This is a genomic window from Aliivibrio thorii (assembly GCF_057368585.1).
Window position 1 is genome coordinate 216,701 of sequence record NZ_CM170654.1, and the last position, 17,565, is coordinate 234,265.

A 17,565-nucleotide genomic window follows, 5' to 3' on the forward strand; every position below is an offset into this window, starting at 1 on the left:
GCAATAATAGGCTTCTTAAAACCTAGAATTTAAGATTAGAATAATTGGAGTATTGCTATGTGTGGGATCGTAGGTGCTGTTGCACAAAGAGATGTAGCGGAGATTTTAGTTGAAGGATTACGTCGTTTAGAATATCGCGGCTACGACTCTGCAGGGGTTGCGGTTGTTGATGCTGATAGCAATTACACACGTTTACGTCGTTTGGGTAAAGTTAAAGAATTAGCTAATGCAGTAGAAGGATCTCATGTCGTTGGCGGTACAGGCATAGCTCATACCCGTTGGGCAACGCATGGTGAGCCTTCTGAAATCAATGCACATCCTCATGTCTCTGGCGATATTACGATTGTTCATAATGGCATTATTGAAAACCATGAAACATTGCGTTCATTATTGCAAGAACGTGGTTATGTTTTTGAATCTCAAACTGATACTGAAGTGATTGCACATTTAGTGGAGTGGGAGTTACGTACTTCAGATTCATTAATTGAAGCAGTACAAAAAACAGCAAAACAATTAGAAGGTGCTTACGGTACTGTGGTTATGGATCGTCGTGATCCAGAGCGTCTTGTGGTTGCTCGTTCTGGTAGTCCAATTGTGATTGGTCGTGGTGTTGGTGAAAATTTCTTGGCTTCTGATCAACTTGCCTTACTGAATGTGACTCGTCGCTTTATGTATCTTGAAGAAGGCGATGTTGCAGAGATTACTCGTCGTGATGTGGTGGTTTTTGATGCCCGAGGTGAACGAGTAGAACGTGAAGTAATAGAATCAAACGCTGAGCACGATGCGGGTGATAAAGGGCAATATCGTCACTTTATGCAAAAGGAAGTGTTTGAGCAGCCTAAAGCGCTTATCAACACAATGGAAGGGCGTATTACTCACGATTCAGTGGTAACTGAGAGTATTGGTGTTAACGCGGTTGAGATACTAAATAAAGTTGAACACGTACAAATTATTGCTTGTGGCACCTCTTACAATGCAGGCATGACGGCTCGTTATTGGTTTGAATCATTGGCGGGTGTGAGTTGTGATGTGGAAATTGCTTCTGAGTTTCGTTACCGTAAATTTGTGACTCGTCCAAATAGCTTATTGATTACTTTATCTCAATCAGGTGAAACGGCAGATACCTTAGCGGCACTTCGTTTAGCCAAAGAGCGTGGTTACATGGGCGCAATGACAGTGTGTAACGTAGCAGGCTCTTCTCTGGTTCGTGAATCTGATTTTGCTTTCATGACACGAGCAGGAACTGAAATTGGTGTAGCCTCAACAAAAGCTTTCACCACACAACTTGCTGCGTTATTGATGTTAGTTACTGCATTAGGTAAGCAGCAAAATCGTATTTCAAAAGAGAAAGAGAAAGAGATAGTTGAAGCCTTGCATGCATTGCCTGCTCAAATTGAACAAGCGTTATCGTTTGATAAAGAGATTGAAGCGTTAGCACCAGATTTTGCAGACAAACAACACACGCTGTTTTTAGGGCGTGGTGAGTTTTACCCAATTGCCGTTGAAGCCTCTCTGAAACTTAAAGAAATTTCTTATATTCATGCTGAAGCTTATGCGGCAGGTGAATTAAAACATGGTCCATTAGCATTAATTGATGCTGACATGCCAGTGGTTGTGGTTGCACCAACCAATGATTTATTAGAGAAACTAAAGTCAAACGTAGAAGAAGTACGTGCTCGTGGTGGTTTACTTTATGTATTTGCTGACGAACAAGCAGGTTTTGAAGCGGATGAAAGCATGAAGATAATCACCATGCCTCATGTGAGCGATATTACCGCACCAATTTACTATACGATCCCGATGCAGTTATTGTCTTATCATGTTGCGTTAATTAAAGGGACGGATGTTGATCAGCCTCGTAACTTAGCGAAAGCGGTAACGGTAGAATAGATTTTTAACCTTTAGATAATGAAATAAAAAACGGTAGCCTCAAAATAGGCTGCCGTTTTATTTATATTCCTTGATTGATTTTTTCTGCTCTTTTTCTTTATACATAGAGGCATCAGCATTCATGAACATGTCTTTTAGTGAGGTTGTTGAGTTATGGGATTCAAGGTGCTGACCAATACTAATGCTACTGATATTTAGACCTGGCTGGTGTTGTGTTTTCTTTTGGTAACGTTGACGAATGCGTAATGAAAGGGCATTTAATTCAGTTTCTTGTTCTTTATTTAATAACGTTAAGACGATAAATTCATCGCCACCCGTACGAGCGATAAGATCTGATCCTCTGACTTCGCTTTTTAGAATATCAGCCAAAATTTGAATGCATTGATCCCCAGTTGAGTGACCAAAATTATCATTTACTTGTTTTAGGTTATCAATATCAAGATAAAGAATACCAATAGTGTTTTGGTATCGTTTCGCATCTTTTCGTTTTTGTTTACCTAAAATTCCTAACCCACGACGATTAAGTAATTCTGTCATTGAATCAGTAAGAGCCATTTGTTTATGTTGTTCAATTTTTTCTACCATTTTTAAGTCAGCAGTGATGAGTTTTGAAAGGTGAAGTAATAGTTTAATTAATGCATTTTTATAATCGGTATGTTTTGTATCTATCGCACAAATAGTGCCATAAATAGAACCATCAGGATGAAAGACGGGAACCCCACAGTATGATCTGACCGGACCATTTTCCACCACAGGAGAATCAACCCAATATTCACTATTTAAGGCGTCTGGTACATATAGCTCTTTGCCTGTTTCAACAATTGTACGGCAAAAACTTTTACTGCCACTAGACCACTGAGCTCCTTGATGAAGAAAGCTTGTTTCATTACTACTACTTACAAGAGTATGAAAAGAATGACCTGTAAATTCGATAATTGCGCCGCAATCTACACCAAAAATATCAACAATCAAATCGGCAAGCTCTTGCCATTTTGATAGGTCTACGATGCTGTTTTGTGAGTCAAAACGAGAAGTAAAAAATGCTGTCATACGCACATCCATGTAAAGCGATTATTATTTGAATTTTATATACTTATAAAACTATCACTATTAAATTTTAATTTCTTTGAATTAAGTTTAAAACCACACTATTTATCTTTTAGTTTAGGAAAGTGATAACTGAAGCGCTATTTTTTTTAATTTTTCTTAATATGAATCTTTTATGACACTCAGTTTTCTATCCTTGATCTTTCCCATTTTTTATCTAATATATATGGAAATGCATATATCCATATTTAAGGTCTGCTATGTTACCTCATCAATTCTTCAAACTGCTTTCTGATGAAACGCGCATGCGCTGTTTGTTACTTATCGCTCGTGAAAGTCGTTTATGCGTAAATCAACTGACAGAAGCATTAGATGAAAGCCAACCGAAGATCTCACGTCATTTAGCTTTGTTACGTCAATCAGGTGTATTGGTTGATACGCGTGAAGGTCAGTGGGTGTATTACCAAATCAGCGCCGAATTACCAGGCTGGCTAAACAAAATTATAGAGGGTTTGAAGCAATCGAACTGTTTGCAAACTCAATACAAAAAAGACACTGATAAATTAAACGCAATGAAAGCGTGTTGCTAAATTAAGGATTAAGACGATGACAATTAAAGTAGGAATTAACGGTTTTGGCCGCATTGGACGTTTGGCATTAAGAGCTGCATTTGATTGGCCTGAGCTGGAATTTGTGCAAATCAATGACGTCGCGGGTGATGCTCATACCTTAGCGCATTTACTTGAATTTGATTCAATTCAAGGACGTTGGAACCATGAAGTGACTACCGATGGAAGTACTATGATCATCGGTGACCAAAAGCTTAAAACCACTCAAGAGAAAGAGATTGATGCGGTTGATTGGTCTGGTTGTGATGTTGTGATTGAAGCTACAGGCGTCCATCGTTCTCGTTCATTTTTAGATAAATATTTGGCTCAAGGTGTTAAACGTGTTGTTGTTTCTGCTCCAGTTAAAGAAGAAGGGGTAGCGAACATTGTAGTTGGTGTAAACGACGATATTTTTGACCCTGATGTTCACCAAATTGTGACTGCGGCATCTTGTACTACCAACTGCCTTGCTCCAATTGTTAAGGTTATCAATAAGGAGTTAGGTATCGAAAATGCAGCATTTACCACTATTCATGATTTGACCAACACACAAACCATTTTAGATGCTCCTCATAAAGATCTTCGTCGTGCTCGTGCGTGTGGCATGAGCTTGATCCCAACAACAACGGGCTCTGCTAAGGCGATTGTAGAAATCTTCCCTGAGCTTAAAAATAAAATTGATGGTCATGCGGTACGCGTTCCTTTAGCGAATGCCTCACTGACTGACATTATCTTTGAAGTAAAAAGAGATACCACGGTTGAAGAAGTAAATCAGTTATTAAAGGATGCGGCACAGGGTGAGCTAAAAGGTATTTTAGGTTACGAGGAGCGCCCACTTGTATCGATTGATTACAAAGGCGACCAACGCTCAACGATTGTAGATGCACTATCTACTATGCTTGTGGGCAAGCGCATGGTGAAGATTTACGCTTGGTATGATAACGAAATGGGCTATGCAACTCGTACTGCTGAGTTGGTTCGTAACGTTGGCCTAGCTTAATATTAATGGCATTGGTTTAAGGAATTTAAAATGACACATCCTATTTGGGAACTACCGGTTACAGACACTAATGGCGCATTAATTTTGACTCCGTGTCCGGGCACAAAAGGGGTTGAGTTAACGGCCTCATTAGAGCAATTAAAAGCACAAGGTGTTGAAGCGGTAGCAACGGCATTAAGCCAAGATGAATTAACAGAAAAAGGCGTAGGATCTCTTGGTGAAGAAGTACAACGCCTAGGCATGAAATGGTTTTATTTACCAATTGAAGATGATTGCGCCCCAGGTGATGAGTTTGCTGCACAATGGAAATCTGCAACCCAAGAGCTTCAACAAGTATTAGAAAATAATGGCAAGGTAGCAATGCATTGTATGGGCGGGTCTGGTCGAACTGGTTTGCTTGCTGGACATTTGTTGTTGGACTTAGGTTGGGATCTAGACGTGATTAAGCAACAAGTACAAGCACTACGTCCGGGCGCATTTACTAAACCTGTGCAAATTGAATATATAGATTCTATAGCACATAAATAATTTGTTTTAGGATGGGTCTCAGAGAGAATTATCTTCTGGGACTTTTTATTTAGACGGAAGAGTTTTATGTTTTCTCAACTAAGCCATAGTGTACGACAGTACATGATAGTGACGTTTAATTATTGGAATTTCACCATTACTGATGGTGCATTACGCATGTTAGTGGTGCTCTATTTTCATGATTTAGGTTACAGCACATTAGCCATTGCTTCGCTCTTTTTGTTTTATGAATTCTTTGGGGTAGTGACGAATTTAATTGGTGGTTGGCTTGGTGCACGTTTGGGGTTAAATAAAACCATGAACGTCGGTTTAGGGATGCAGGTATTTGCATTATTGATGCTTGCAGTGCCTACTGTGTGGCTCACTATCCCTTGGGTAATGGTGGCTCAAGCACTTTCTGGTATAGCAAAAGATCTCAATAAAATGAGCGCTAAAAGCGCGATAAAAACATTAGTGCCAAGTGAGCAAGAAGGAGCTCTCTACAAGTGGATTGCTATCTTAACGGGATCTAAAAATGCACTAAAAGGAGCGGGTTTCTTCTTAGGAGGGGTTCTGCTTTCTACTATAGGATTTAAAGCGGCAGTTATTACCATGGCTGTGGTTCTTTTTGTCGTATTGATTGGCAGTTTAGCTTTTCTTGATGGAGATATGGGTAAAGCCAAATCTAAACCTAAATTTACACAGCTGTTTTCTAAGTCGAGTGAGATCAACATTCTTTCCGCTGCGCGCTTATTTTTATTTGGCGCAAGAGATGTCTGGTTTGTTATCGCATTACCGATTTACTTAGGCACAACCTTTGGCTGGGATCATTCGTGGGTTGGTGGGTTTCTCGCTCTGTGGGTGATTGGTTATGGATTTGTACAAGGCTTTGCGCCAAAAATCACAGGCAAAGCAGAAGGTAAGGTGCCTGATGGCCGCGCTGCAATGTGGTGGGCTGGCTTATTAACTCTGGTTACTGGGTTTATTGCTTATGGTGTGCAAATCGGGTGGCAAGCTCAATATGTTATCGTCATTGGCTTATTGATTTTTGGTGCCGTGTTTGCGATTAACTCATCGCTGCATTCTTATTTAATTGTCAGCTATGCCAAAGGTGATGGGGTGTCGATGGATGTTGGTTTTTATTATATGGCCAACGCAATGGGACGTTTAATCGGAACTATTTTATCGGGATTGGTATTTCAGATAGCAGGGCTGGCTGCGTGCTTATGGGTGTCGTTTGGATTTTTGTTATTGGCTACGCTGATATCGGTTAAGTTGCCTAAGAGAATAAAGGCTTAAACTCAAGTAATACCAATCTACATAAGTATTTGATCATTCTTGCTTGTTAAAATCGATTATATCTGCGTTATAAATTTTGTAATTAGATCCACTAGTTACTGTAATTTATGCCTTGATCTAATCAATTTTTCCTACGCAATTATCTGAACAACTACTTATCCAGAATGGTACAATCTTCATGCATAAAAAAACCACCGTTTAATTGGTAATGCCGATCAGTTAGTCACTTTATTGAGTAATTATGCACTATTTATTCAATGTCTAATAGATATGGCAAAGTACCCGTTAAGAGAGTGAAAGATAGATACAACAAGGGCTCCAGAATGATTGTAATAAATTCGTCTGAAGCCCTTGTTTTTATTGATGTTCGCTTAACTGACTGGCATTACCGTTTAATTGGTGGTTTTTTTTAGCTTAATTTAAGTGAATGTTCACTATAAATTAAAAGCCTTCCATGTTTTTAGCTTCAAGCTGTTGGAAGTATTTTACTGTCTTCACTTTCAGTTCTTGTGTTGATGGCTCATCACAAACGATTACTGATTTAGGGTGAAGTTGAAGTGCAGATACAGTCCACATGTGGTTTACAGAACCTTCAACTGCAGCTTGCAGTGCAAGACCTTTGTTGTGGCCTGTAATTAGGATCATGATTTCTTCTGAATCAAGCAGAGTACCAACACCGATAGTTAGTGAGTACTTAGGAACAAGTTCCATGTCGCCACCGAAGAAGCGAGAGTTAGCAATACGCGTATCTTCAGTTAGTGTTTTGATACGAGTACGAGATGCTAAAGAAGACGCAGGTTCGTTGAATGCGATGTGACCGTCGTTACCCACGCCACCCATGAATAAGTTGATGCGTCCGTAAGACTTAATTTTGTCTTCGTAACGTTGACATTCTGCTTCGTTATCTGCTGCATTACCATCTAATAGATTGATGTTTTCTGCTTGAATATCGATGTGGTTGAAGAAGTTCTCGTGCATGAAAGTACGGTAAGATTCTGGGTGATCAGCATCTAGGCCAATGTATTCATCCATGTTGAATGTTACTACGTTCTTAAAGCTTACTTCGCCAGCTTTATGAAGCTCAATAAGTTTCTTATACGTGTTTAATGGAGTACCGCCAGTTGGTAAACCAAGAACAAATGGACGATCTGCTGTTGGGTTGAATGCATTAATACGGTTAACGATGTGCTGTGCAGACCATGCACCTACTTGTTCAGCGCGATTTAGCGGGATTAATCTCATTTGTATACCTCAAAAAAACGTAAGTCGTAGAATCAAAAATCATTAATTCGCATTATAAAATAAGTTTCTGTGTATCACCAATGATTTTGCTCAATAAAGAAACATTATTCTTCAACATTGGTCACGTTTGTACTTAAATGGTTCATAAATGGCTCTGCTTTCATAAATCCTGTTAATCGAGCATTCGATAAATAATCGCCATTTGAATTCCAAAAATCGATGGTTGGTAACCCAAGAACTTTGAGTTGTTGTAATAGGGCAATATCTTCTGGGCTGTTTTTGGTTACATCGGCTTGCAACAAGATAAATTGACCTAAGAGCGGCTCTACCTTTTCATTATGGAAGGTGTATTTTTCAAATTCTTTACACGCGACACACCAGTCAGCATAAAAGTCGAGCATCACAGGTTTTCCTTGGGCTTTTGCTGCTTCCAACTCTCGGTTTAAGTCTTCAATCGTACTTATTTTTTTAAACGTGACAGCTTGAGTGGTGGTGTTTACTTCGGTATTGGTTTTTCCTGAAATAGCATCAATCACCGGAATTGCTGAGCCAACAATACCTAAGATCGCGATGATCCCAGCAACACTTGTTTTCCAAGATTGAGGCATGGTTGCTTTGACATGATAGAGCCAACCAAACGCAGCAACGCCAAGAGCAGACCAAACAAATGGTGTAATGCTATGAGGAAGAATTCGCTCTAATAAGAAAACAGGAACAGCCAGTAAAATAAAGCCAAACAGTGTTTTTATATGTGTCATCCAAACACCGGCTTTTGGTAGCAGTTTATTACCAAATACAGCGGCTAAAATTAATGGAATACCCATACCAATAGCTAAGGCATACAGCGCAACTGCACCCGTTAGTAAGTCACCACTTTTGGCTACATAAAGCAATGCACCCGAAAGAGGAGCGGTCGTACATGGTGAGCAGACTAAACCAGAGATAGCACCCATTGCAAAAACGCCGCCTAAGTTTCCGCCTTTTTGCTGGTTACTAATGTCATTTAATTTAGTTTGTAGGCTGCTTGGTAGTTGAATGGTGTAAGCACCGAACATTGATAGGGCAAGCAGAACAAACATGATGCTCAAACCAATCAATACATAAGGATGCTGTAGTGCCGCTTGAAATTGCATACCCGCCGAAGCAACTACTAACCCAAGTAAGGTGTAAGTCAATGCCATGCCTTGCACGTAAACAAAAGAGAGCTTGAAAGCTTTGCCATGAGACAGTTTACCGCCACCTAAAACAATACCCGTTAAGATAGGGTACATAGGCAGTACACAAGGTGTGAACGCAAGTCCAATACCAAGCGCTAAGAATAAAAATGGAGTCCACCAAGCGTCACCCAAGTTGTCAGCCAGTTCTTGCTGTTGAGTTTGAGTGACTATTTTTGGTTCAGGAGCCAACGATGTGTTCTTTTCTACGCTAACGGGTGCGCTATCACTTTTTGCCACAACATGGGTGTTGGGCGCTTCATTTTGATATGAACTTGATGTTGTTAATTCTGATAGCGGGATTTTACGGATCTCTGGTGGGTAGCAGAAGCCAGCTTTTGCACACCCTTGGTAACGAACGGTTAATTCTGCATTATCGCCAACAGAAATTAATGGCACAGTAATGGTTAATGGTTTTGTGTAGATATTCACGTTACCAAAAAACTCATCGTTATGAGGAGTCCCTTCCTCCATGACTAAATCTGCAATTTCAGCACCATTAGAAGAGACTGAGATACGCTGTTGATATAAATAGTAATCAGGTTTTACCTGCCAATCTAAATAAACACGATCTCCTTGTTGCATGAAATTAAAAGGAAACGCTTCATTCACCGTAACAAAAGAAGAATCTTGTTGGTTCTGTAATTTAGTTAAATCAAACGCAGCCAAGGCTTGTGGAGCGAAAGAAGTGAACAGAATGAAGAATGATAAAAGTGCAGCTCGAAATCGGAGTAAATTCGTCATGTGGAAGTCTTTATAAAAATAGATACGGGTATGACTATCGAAATGGTCAAGAGTTCGACAAGTATAGTATCAATTGCATTAATGTTCTGCTCATTTCTCTTTGGATTCTCGGATAATTCTTTTTGATTTGTTGCGGTTTCGAGATCTCTACGACACTATTTTTATTCGACTAAAACTATGCTTATTCGACTAATAGATGAAGAGGGCGTTGTGATGAAATACAAACATATCCTTGTAGCATTGGATCTGTCAAAAGAGAGTCATATTCTGATTGATAGAGCGGTTTCTATGGCTGGTTTAGTCGGTGCAAAAGTGTCTTATATTCATATTGATGGGACTCATGGAGAGATTTATCCAGAGCTTATCGATATACAAGTAAAGCCTGAACGTAAACCGCTTAATGAGCCTTCAAATAAATGGCTGGCTGATTTTCAGCAGTATACTGATTTTCCTATTGAGAGCTTTTGGGTAGGAACTGGAGATCTTAGTCATAAAGTTGAGGCAGCGGTTAAAGATAATGAAATTGACCTGTTGATTTGTGGTCATCACCATGATTTCTTGAGTAAAATTATTTCCTATTCTCGACCTCTCATTCATCACTCTCCTATTGATATATTGGTTGTACCGATTACGTCATAACTTAAAAGACATAAAAAATGGCAGCTAAATTAGCTGCCATTTTTGTTTGCCCAGCAAAGCTGGCAAACCCGTCTGCTTGCAAGATAGCAGAGTCACCCCGACTAAGGGGAAGACAATCTGAATGGCAAGGGCGTCACTGGCTAACGGTGAGGTCTGAAGGAAGCCATAGGAAGTTAGATGTACACAACTAACCGTAACCTGTTTCGGCGGGATTGGTGGGTAAGCGTCCAAAATAGCGCGAAGCCCAATACTTAGTCAGACCAATTCTGTGCTTGAGGGTGGCATATCTAACAGGGAGTCAGTGCAATAACTGGGGAAGCCTGGCATCTAAACTTAATTGTCAGTAAGTGGCTTAGATTCAAGAAGAAACTCAAGATCTAATGCCGATGTGAGGTGGCAGATGAACCCGTAGTAGTGAGTAAGGCTAGGCCTGTGAAAGCCAGTGATGGTGTGGAGGACAAAACCAAGCCGACTATCAGTAATATATCTGATAGAGTCAATTTGAGCCAAAAGCACTTATTGATTGCGAAGGGGGGAAGTGATTTATAAATTACCTTAAAGTGACGTAATTTATGATGGGTTCACGAATTACCAAATAAGGTAAAGTCTCTATTTTAATGGCTAAGGGTGATACTAAAGCTGTGAATAGAACTGGACACGGGGAGTAAGTGTTTCTCTTTACTAGAGGCATAGAGGCGGTTAAGCATATTGCGAATAAAAGGGCGTAGCCTTGCTAGAAAACTTAACGCGACAACGAAATAAACCTAACCAACATAAATAAAGTCAGCAGCAGGTGATGTGAGATAATAATTTGAGAGTACACTATAGCCTTTACGGGCGCATGCTATCACTGCAAGCGCTTTACGTGGCATACAAACAAGTGAGAAAGAATGGAGGCGCAGCTGGTATTGACGGGCAGCGTATCGATGATTTCACACAAAATTTGGAAGTAGAGCTCAGAAAACTATTACTTGAACTACAAGAAAAGCGCTATCAAGCGCGGCCCGTAAAACGAGTTGAGATCGCCAAAGACGATGGCGGTATCAGGTTATTGGGGATCCCCACAGTTCGAGACCGAATTGTTCAACAATGTTTAACGAATATAATGACTCCCATATTTGACCCAAACTTTCATCCATCCAGTTATGGATATCGGGTTGGGCGAAGCTGTCATCAAGCCATCAGCAAAGCTACACTCTTTATACGTAAATATAATAAGCGGCATGTTGTTGATATGGATCTGTCTAAATGTTTTGACATGCTTGACCACGATCTGATAATCAAGTTCGTGCGAAAGCGCATCGTGGATGGCAGTATCTTAGGCTTGATCCGTCAATTTCTAAAAAGTGGAGTCATGGTTGGTGAAAACTGGCAGAATAGTGTAATAGGCAGTCCACAAGGTGGGGTGATTAGTCCACTACTTGCTAATATCTACTTAGATGAATTCGATCAAGAAATGATGAGGCGTAAGCATCGAATAGTGCGATACGCGGATGACATTTTGATATTCTGCACCTCGAAAAAGGGTGCAGAGAATGCATTAAAAGTAGCTAGCCATATTTTAGAAGTAACGCTAAAACTTAAAGTGAATGAGCGGAAAACCCATATAGCACATAGCGATACAGGTATTAAATTCTTGGGAGTGGAAATTTTTACAAATTACACGGCAATTCAAGAAAAGAAGCTCAAAACATTAAAAGCGAAAGTAAGGCAACTCACCAAGCGTAATGGAGGATTGAATTTAGCGAGAGTGCTAAAGCAACTGAATCCAGTGCTCAGAGGGTTTGTAAACTACTTCAAAATAGCCAATATTACGAGCACACTGAAAAGCCTTGCGGCTTGGATAAGGCGGAGATTGCGAGCGGTACAAATGAGTTTATGGAAGAAGCCGTGCAGATTGCATCGTCGTCTTAAGCAACTAAAGTACAAACCGCCATTTAAGTCCATAAAAATGGACTCATGGCGAAACAGTGCGAGTCCGTTAGCAAGCTATGCGATGCCTAATCAGTGGTTCAAAAATCTAGGCTTGTATTCAATAGACGAAGTTAAAACAGGTGTACTCGCTTCTTTTTATTAAGAAATAGTAAATTGCAGGAGCCGTATACGAGGTCCGTACGTACGGTTCTGTGAGAGGGATGAGGCAAAAGCCTCACCCTACTCGATGGTGGTATATGTGCATTTTCTTAATTAAAGAATAATACCGCCAAATACAAAGCCTAGTGCAACAGAAGTCGAAATCGTTGCAACACCCGGAATGAAGAATGGGTGGTTAAATACAAGATTACCAATTCGTGTTGAGCCAGTATCATCCATCTCAACCGCCGCCAGAAGCGTAGGGTAAGTAGGAAGTACGAACAATGCACTCACTGCCGCAAAAGAAGCAACCGCAGTAATTGGTGCAACACCAATTGCTAATGCTGCAGGCATTAATGCTGTTGTTGTTGCGCCTTGAGAGTAAAGAAGCATAGAAGCAAAGAATAAAACAATCGCTAGCATCCACGGATATTGTGCAAGGATCTCAGCAGAGAATTCTTTGATTTCACCAATGTGAGAAGAAACGAAAGTATCACCAAGCCATGCTACACCAAGAACACACACACACGCACTCATGCCTGATTTGAATGTTGCTGCGTTAGCAATTTTAGATGCATCAATTTTAGTGAAAGTAACGATAGCCGCTGCCGCTGTTAGCATTAGCGCCATGATAGCTTCGTTACGGCCAATTGTTGGATGTTCAATCAGGCCAACACTGCCACTGATCATCGTTGCATAAGCAACAACAGCGACGATAGCAACACAGAAGATATAAACAGATGCTTTTGCTGTTGGTAAAATTTCACGCTTACCAGCACCGTTCATCTTAATTAGGCCTTTTGCAAGACGTTCTTGATAAACCATATCGTCTTTCAGTTCACAGCCTAGGAAGTTAGCAACGAACGCACCAACCATGCATGCTAGGAATGTTGATGGAATACATACTGCTAATAGTGTTAAGTAATCCACACCTAGAGGCTCAAGGATACCAGAGAAGAAAACAACTGCCGCAGAGATTGGAGACGCAGTAATTGCAATTTGAGAAGCAACAACAGCGATAGAAAGTGGGCGAGAAGGACGAACACCTTGTTCTTTAGCAACTTCTGCAATAACAGGAAGTGTAGAGAATGCAGTGTGACCTGTACCTGCTAGCATCGTCATGAAATAAGTCACGATAGGTGCGTAGAAAGTAATACGTTTTGGATTTTTACGTAAGAATTTTTCTGCTAGGTCAACCAACCAATCCATACCGCCAGCGACTTGCATAGCAGCAATCGCAGTAATAACAGACATGATGATTAAAATAACGTCAATAGGGATAGAACCTGCATCTAAACCTAAGATCATAGTAAGAACAAGAACACCGGCTCCCCCGGCAAAACCTATTCCAATACCTCCGATGCGTGCACCTAAATAGATGAACAGCAGTACGACAAGAAGCTGTACAGCAATCATAATGTAACTCCAATGTTTAAGTTTGAATTTAAAATAATTATTCAGATTTTTATTAAACAGCTATATACAGCAAATTAATAAAAGTATGAATGATTACTTGACGGGTTTGTCAGTAAAATTTTTAATATAAAAAAAAGCGAGCTTCAGTGAGCTCGCTATTTGAGGTGCTACGAATTAATCGTAACGTTTTGCTTTGTATTGTGGGTGCATTAGATTCTCTACTGAGAAGATGTCATCTAATTGCTCTTCTGTTAGAAGGCCACGTTCAAGAACTACATCACGAACGTTTTTACCTGTTTCAGCACAAATTTTACCAACAATGTCACCTTCGTGGTGGCCAATGAATGGGTTTAGGTAAGTGACGATACCGATAGAATTAAATACGTGAGCTTCACAGATTTCTTTGTTTACCGTAATGCCATCGATGCATTTGTCACGTAGGTTCACACAGGCATTTTTCAAGATTTCGATAGATTCGAAAAGTGCTTGACCAATTACAGGTTCCATTACGTTTAATTGCAGTTGACCTGCTTCAGCAGCGAAAGTCACTGTAGTATCGTTACCGATTACTTTGAAACAAACTTGGTTTACAACTTCTGGGATTACTGGGTTCACTTTAGCAGGCATGATTGAAGAACCAGCTTGAAGCTCAGGTAAGTTCAATTCATTAAGACCAGCACGAGGACCAGAAGAAAGAAGACGTAAATCATTACAAATTTTAGACATTTTAACCGCAGTACGTTTTAGCGCACCGTGGATCATAACGTAAGCACCACAGTCAGACGTTGCTTCGATTAAGTCTTCAGCAGCAACACACTCTAGGCCTGTTACTTCAGCTAGATGGCGAACCGCCGCTTCTTGGTAACCAGTCGCTGCGTTTAAGCCTGTACCGATGGCTGTAGCGCCAATGTTTACTTCTAAAAGAAGTTGCGCTGTGTAGTTAAGGTTTTTCACTTCTTCTTGAAGTAGAACACCCCAAGCGTGGAACTCTTGACCCACAGTCATTGGAACAGCATCTTGAAGTTGAGTACGGCCCATCTTCAGAATGTTACGGAACTCTTGATCTTTAAGATCGAATGCGCCTTTTAGGTATTCAATCGCTTCGATTAATTTCATCATGCTGTTGTATACAGCAATACGGAAACCTGTTGGGTACGCACAGTTAGTTGATTGAGAACGGTTAACGTGATCATTAGGGTTAATGATGTCGTATTCGCCTTTCTCTTTCCCCATTAGCTCAAGAGCAACGTTAGCAATAACTTCGTTAGCATTCATGTTAACTGAAGTGCCCGCACCGCCTTGGTAAACATCTGATGGGAATTGATCCATGCACTTGCCAGTCTCAAGAATTAAATCACATGCTTTGATGATGTACTCACCAACTTGTGAAGGAATAGCACCTAATTCTTTGTTAGCTAAAGCGGCTGCTTTTTTAGTGTAGATCATGCCACGAACAAACTCAGGAACATCAGAAATAGTTACATTTGAAATGTTGAAGTTTTCCATAGCGCGAAGGGTATGAATGCCGTAGTAAGCTTCAGAAGGAACGTGACGTTCACCTAACAAATCTTCTTCAATACGAGTTGCAGTATTCGTTTTTTCTAAATCAAGCATCTGAGTCATAGTAAGCCTTTAAGGTTCTATATTTTAATTATTGGATTCTGTCCAAGTGATCATATCTGCGAGTAGAGTCCGTTCGTCAGAGGGTGATCAATATCGTACCTGATGCCTTGTTTTGAAGTTATCATACACCTCTTTAGTGGTAAAAGTGTTAAGTTGATCACTTTTTACGTCTAGTTTTTGCAAAATATTTCAAATTGAGATAATGCTCTCACTAGTTGTTAATATCTTTACTTTATAGGTTATATAACTGCTACTTGAGTTAATGAATTTAACGGCTGTTTACACTCTTTTACAGAGTTCTTTCTTGAAAATTGAGGGGATGTGCCGCATCTATCATAATAGAAAGAGAAAAAGTGGTTCGCAGTGAATGCCTGCTACACTAAATGAAGCAAAAAATGAAAGGTAGTATCAAATCCAATCGAGGTATATCGTGTTTCCTATTTTATTATTAATGTTTATTTTTGTTCCCATTATTGAAATTGCCTTATTTGTGCAAGTTGGGGGAATGCTAGGCATGTGGCCGACGCTTGGGTTAGTATTGATCACCGCTTTTGTTGGTGCGTCATTAGTTCGTAGCCAAGGCATTCAGACATTGATGTCAGTACAATCAAAAATGCAGCAGGGCGAATTACCTGCACAGCAAATTGTTGAAGGTGTCATGCTTGCAGTTGCTGGTGTGCTATTGCTTGTTCCTGGCTTTATGACTGATGCATTAGGTATGTTGGTTTTACTGCCGGCTCCAAGAGCTTATTTGGCTAAACAGTTAATGAGTCGAGTTAAAGTGAATGGCATAGGAGCATCACAAGGTGGCTTCCATGCAGGTTTTGGTGGTGGGTTTGACCAAAATGGTCCATTTAATCAAGCAAATCAGAATGATCAACAAGGTGATGTATTTGAAGGTGAGTTTCAACGTAAAGAAGATGATCCAAACAAAACCTTAAAATAATCTACTCGCTATACGAATAGAATAAAAAAAGCCGCGTTATTTTCTAATGAATAGAGATAACGCGGCTTTTTTAATAATTAGTACTTAATGGCTTCGTAACGATTAACGTCTTAACCAGGAGCGTGGATTTTGTGCTTTACTGTTACGGCGGATCTCAAAATAGAGTGACGGTCTATCTTGGCCGCCACTGTCACCAACCACCGCGATTGTTTCACCTGCGCGTACTTTATCGCCTTCTTTCTTCATTAGGCTTTGGTTATAACCGTAAAGTGTCATGTCCCCTTTACCATGGTCAATTAGGATCATTAAGCCATAACCACGTAGCCAATCAGCAAAAACGACTTTACCAGAATCAACGGCTTTCACTGGGGCGCCATATTGGCTGGCTAATACCATGCCTTTCCAAGTTAGCTGTCCCGTTTGTTTGGTTCCGAAGCTATGCAATGTTTTAGGGTTGTCGATTGGCCAAGGTAGGCGGCCTTTTTGGCGTGCAATACCATCCATAGGGACATTGTTTTTAGCTTTGGCTTTAGCAATCGCAACCTTTAAGCGCTTTTCATTTTGCTGTAACTCATTTAAATAACCACTTTCACTGGATATGCGGTTTTTAATGCTTGAAACGGTTTTCTTACGCTTATTTTGAGATGTTTGCAGAGTTTGTTTTTCTTTAGTGTATTGCGCAAGCAGTTCAGTTTGTCGTTGCTGTTGTTTAACTAAGGATGCTTCTTTTTCTTTCAGCTGCATTGTGGTGAATTCTAATTGAGAAATAGCACCAACTCTTGCTTCTGATAGACGCTGAGCATATTGAGTCATACGGTCTATTTTATTGACATCATCGCCGCTCAATACGTTGGATAACTGATTATTTCGACTTGTGAGGTAATAGTTAACTAATAGGTCTTTCAGTATTTCAATTTGACCCACTTGTTGCTGGGTTAGTTCTGACTGTTGTTTTTTTAGATCGGAAATCGAGGTTTTTAAGGAATTAAGTTCTCGCTCTGCGTTACGCGTTTTTTGAGAAGCGTTAGCAATGGATAACTCATGTTTTTTCAAACTAGTTTGAAGACTAGAGAGTTCTTTTTTCTGTTTACTTAATAGTGAGTTTTGACGAGATATCTCTTGTTTCATTCCCTTTAATTCTGCGTCATTAGCATGAGAGGTTATAGGGAAGCTAAATGTCAGGCACACTAACGCCGTCGTACAGATTTTACGAAAAGAAAAAAACGTATTTGAAAGGGATATGTTCATCGCAGCATTATTTCAGATAGAGTGGACTCTGACTAGGTAGAGTTTGTGTTTGGTCTCAATTGTAAAACC

The 17,565-nt window shown here is 40.1% G+C and carries 14 protein-coding genes; 8 read left to right on the forward strand and 6 right to left on the reverse strand.

Annotation, left to right across the window (positions count from 1 at the left end; translation table 11 throughout):
• Window positions 1-57: 57 nt before the first annotated feature.
• Window positions 58-1,890, forward strand: a complete 1,833-nt coding sequence (gene glmS / locus AC2IP4_RS00970) for a glutamine--fructose-6-phosphate transaminase (isomerizing) (RefSeq protein ID WP_375321339.1) — start codon at window positions 58-60, stop codon at window positions 1,888-1,890.
• A gap of 57 nt (window positions 1,891-1,947) precedes the next feature.
• Here glmS and AC2IP4_RS00975 read toward each other — a convergent pair whose 3' ends face one another.
• Entirely contained in the window at window positions 1,948-2,940 is a 993-nt protein-coding gene (locus tag AC2IP4_RS00975; protein WP_486310477.1) for a sensor domain-containing diguanylate cyclase, read from the reverse strand.
• Between the two features lie 257 nt (window positions 2,941-3,197).
• Here AC2IP4_RS00975 and AC2IP4_RS00980 point away from each other — a divergent pair, with 257 nt between their 5' ends.
• The 4 genes from AC2IP4_RS00980 (at window position 3,198) to arsJ (ending at window position 6,351) form a co-directional block, all read left to right on the forward strand.
• A complete protein-coding gene (locus tag AC2IP4_RS00980) occupies window positions 3,198-3,527 on the forward strand; it encodes a metalloregulator ArsR/SmtB family transcription factor (protein WP_486306790.1) in 330 nt (109 codons plus the stop codon).
• Between the two features lie 16 nt (window positions 3,528-3,543).
• The gene (locus tag AC2IP4_RS00985) at window positions 3,544-4,545 is read left to right on the forward strand and encodes an ArsJ-associated glyceraldehyde-3-phosphate dehydrogenase (RefSeq protein ID WP_375321336.1); all 1,002 of its coding nucleotides are present in this window, start codon (window positions 3,544-3,546) and stop codon (window positions 4,543-4,545) included.
• Window positions 4,546-4,575: 30 nt separating this feature from the next.
• The gene (locus AC2IP4_RS00990; RefSeq protein WP_375321335.1) at window positions 4,576-5,073 is read left to right on the forward strand and encodes a phosphatase domain-containing putative toxin; all 498 of its coding nucleotides are present in this window, start codon (window positions 4,576-4,578) and stop codon (window positions 5,071-5,073) included.
• A gap of 66 nt (window positions 5,074-5,139) precedes the next feature.
• Window positions 5,140-6,351, forward strand: a complete 1,212-nt coding sequence (gene arsJ / locus AC2IP4_RS00995; protein WP_486306789.1) for an organoarsenical effux MFS transporter ArsJ — start codon at window positions 5,140-5,142, stop codon at window positions 6,349-6,351.
• A gap of 441 nt (window positions 6,352-6,792) precedes the next feature.
• On the opposite strand, the gene nagB is transcribed toward arsJ, so the two are convergent.
• The gene (nagB, locus tag AC2IP4_RS01000; RefSeq protein WP_375321333.1) at window positions 6,793-7,593 is read right to left on the reverse strand and encodes a glucosamine-6-phosphate deaminase; all 801 of its coding nucleotides are present in this window, start codon (window positions 7,591-7,593) and stop codon (window positions 6,793-6,795) included.
• Between the two features lie 104 nt (window positions 7,594-7,697).
• A complete protein-coding gene (locus AC2IP4_RS01005) occupies window positions 7,698-9,551 on the reverse strand; it encodes a protein-disulfide reductase DsbD (RefSeq protein ID WP_375321332.1) in 1,854 nt (617 codons plus the stop codon).
• A 213-nt stretch (window positions 9,552-9,764) separates the two neighbouring features.
• On the opposite strand from AC2IP4_RS01005, the gene AC2IP4_RS01010 reads away from it, so the two are divergent.
• Window positions 9,765-10,190, forward strand: a complete 426-nt coding sequence (locus AC2IP4_RS01010) for a universal stress protein (RefSeq protein WP_375321331.1) — start codon at window positions 9,765-9,767, stop codon at window positions 10,188-10,190.
• An 841-nt stretch (window positions 10,191-11,031) separates the two neighbouring features.
• Window positions 11,032-12,267: a group II intron reverse transcriptase/maturase gene (gene ltrA / locus AC2IP4_RS01015; protein WP_375321735.1), complete on the forward strand. Its 1,236-nt coding sequence runs from the start codon at window positions 11,032-11,034 to the stop codon at window positions 12,265-12,267.
• Window positions 12,268-12,377: 110 nt separating this feature from the next.
• Here the strand turns inward: ltrA and AC2IP4_RS01020 are convergent, their stop codons facing one another.
• The gene (locus AC2IP4_RS01020; RefSeq protein WP_375321329.1) at window positions 12,378-13,679 is read right to left on the reverse strand and encodes an anaerobic C4-dicarboxylate transporter; all 1,302 of its coding nucleotides are present in this window, start codon (window positions 13,677-13,679) and stop codon (window positions 12,378-12,380) included.
• Between the two features lie 174 nt (window positions 13,680-13,853).
• Complete coding sequence (gene aspA / locus AC2IP4_RS01025) at window positions 13,854-15,302, reverse strand: aspartate ammonia-lyase (RefSeq protein ID WP_375321328.1); 1,449 nt, start codon at window positions 15,300-15,302, stop codon at window positions 13,854-13,856.
• A 430-nt stretch (window positions 15,303-15,732) separates the two neighbouring features.
• Between aspA and AC2IP4_RS01030 the strand changes: the two genes are divergently transcribed.
• On the forward strand, window positions 15,733-16,248 hold the full coding sequence (locus AC2IP4_RS01030) for an FxsA family protein (protein WP_375321327.1): 516 nt from the start codon (window positions 15,733-15,735) through the stop codon (window positions 16,246-16,248).
• 102 nt (window positions 16,249-16,350) lie between these two features.
• Here the strand turns inward: AC2IP4_RS01030 and AC2IP4_RS01035 are convergent, their stop codons facing one another.
• Window positions 16,351-17,496 carry a murein hydrolase activator EnvC family protein gene (locus tag AC2IP4_RS01035; RefSeq protein WP_375321326.1) on the reverse strand — a complete coding sequence of 382 codons (1,146 nt, stop codon included), beginning with the start codon at window positions 17,494-17,496 and terminating at the stop codon, window positions 16,351-16,353.
• Window positions 17,497-17,565: the final 69 nt, after the last annotated feature.

Excerpts from the sequence above, each read along its gene's own strand:
- AC2IP4_RS01010 (WP_375321331.1), top strand. The coding sequence starts at position 9,765 with ATGAAATACAAACATATCCTTGTAGCATTGGATCTGTCAAAAGAGAGT.
- AC2IP4_RS01005 (WP_375321332.1), bottom strand. The coding sequence starts at position 9,551 with ATGACGAATTTACTCCGATTTCGAGCTGCACTTTTATCATTCTTCATT.
- AC2IP4_RS01020 (WP_375321329.1), bottom strand. The coding sequence starts at position 13,679 with ATGATTGCTGTACAGCTTCTTGTCGTACTGCTGTTCATCTATTTAGGT.
- AC2IP4_RS00985 (WP_375321336.1), top strand. The coding sequence starts at position 3,544 with ATGACAATTAAAGTAGGAATTAACGGTTTTGGCCGCATTGGACGTTTG.
- arsJ (WP_486306789.1), top strand. The coding sequence starts at position 5,140 with ATGTTTTCTCAACTAAGCCATAGTGTACGACAGTACATGATAGTGACG.
- aspA (WP_375321328.1), bottom strand. The coding sequence starts at position 15,302 with ATGACTCAGATGCTTGATTTAGAAAAAACGAATACTGCAACTCGTATT.
- nagB (WP_375321333.1), bottom strand. The coding sequence starts at position 7,593 with ATGAGATTAATCCCGCTAAATCGCGCTGAACAAGTAGGTGCATGGTCT.
- AC2IP4_RS00980 (WP_486306790.1), top strand. The coding sequence starts at position 3,198 with ATGTTACCTCATCAATTCTTCAAACTGCTTTCTGATGAAACGCGCATG.
- AC2IP4_RS01035 (WP_375321326.1), bottom strand. The coding sequence starts at position 17,496 with ATGAACATATCCCTTTCAAATACGTTTTTTTCTTTTCGTAAAATCTGT.
- AC2IP4_RS00990 (WP_375321335.1), top strand. The coding sequence starts at position 4,576 with ATGACACATCCTATTTGGGAACTACCGGTTACAGACACTAATGGCGCA.
- ltrA (WP_375321735.1), top strand. The coding sequence starts at position 11,032 with ATGCTATCACTGCAAGCGCTTTACGTGGCATACAAACAAGTGAGAAAG.
- AC2IP4_RS00975 (WP_486310477.1), bottom strand. The coding sequence starts at position 2,940 with ATGACAGCATTTTTTACTTCTCGTTTTGACTCACAAAACAGCATCGTA.
- glmS (WP_375321339.1), top strand. The coding sequence starts at position 58 with ATGTGTGGGATCGTAGGTGCTGTTGCACAAAGAGATGTAGCGGAGATT.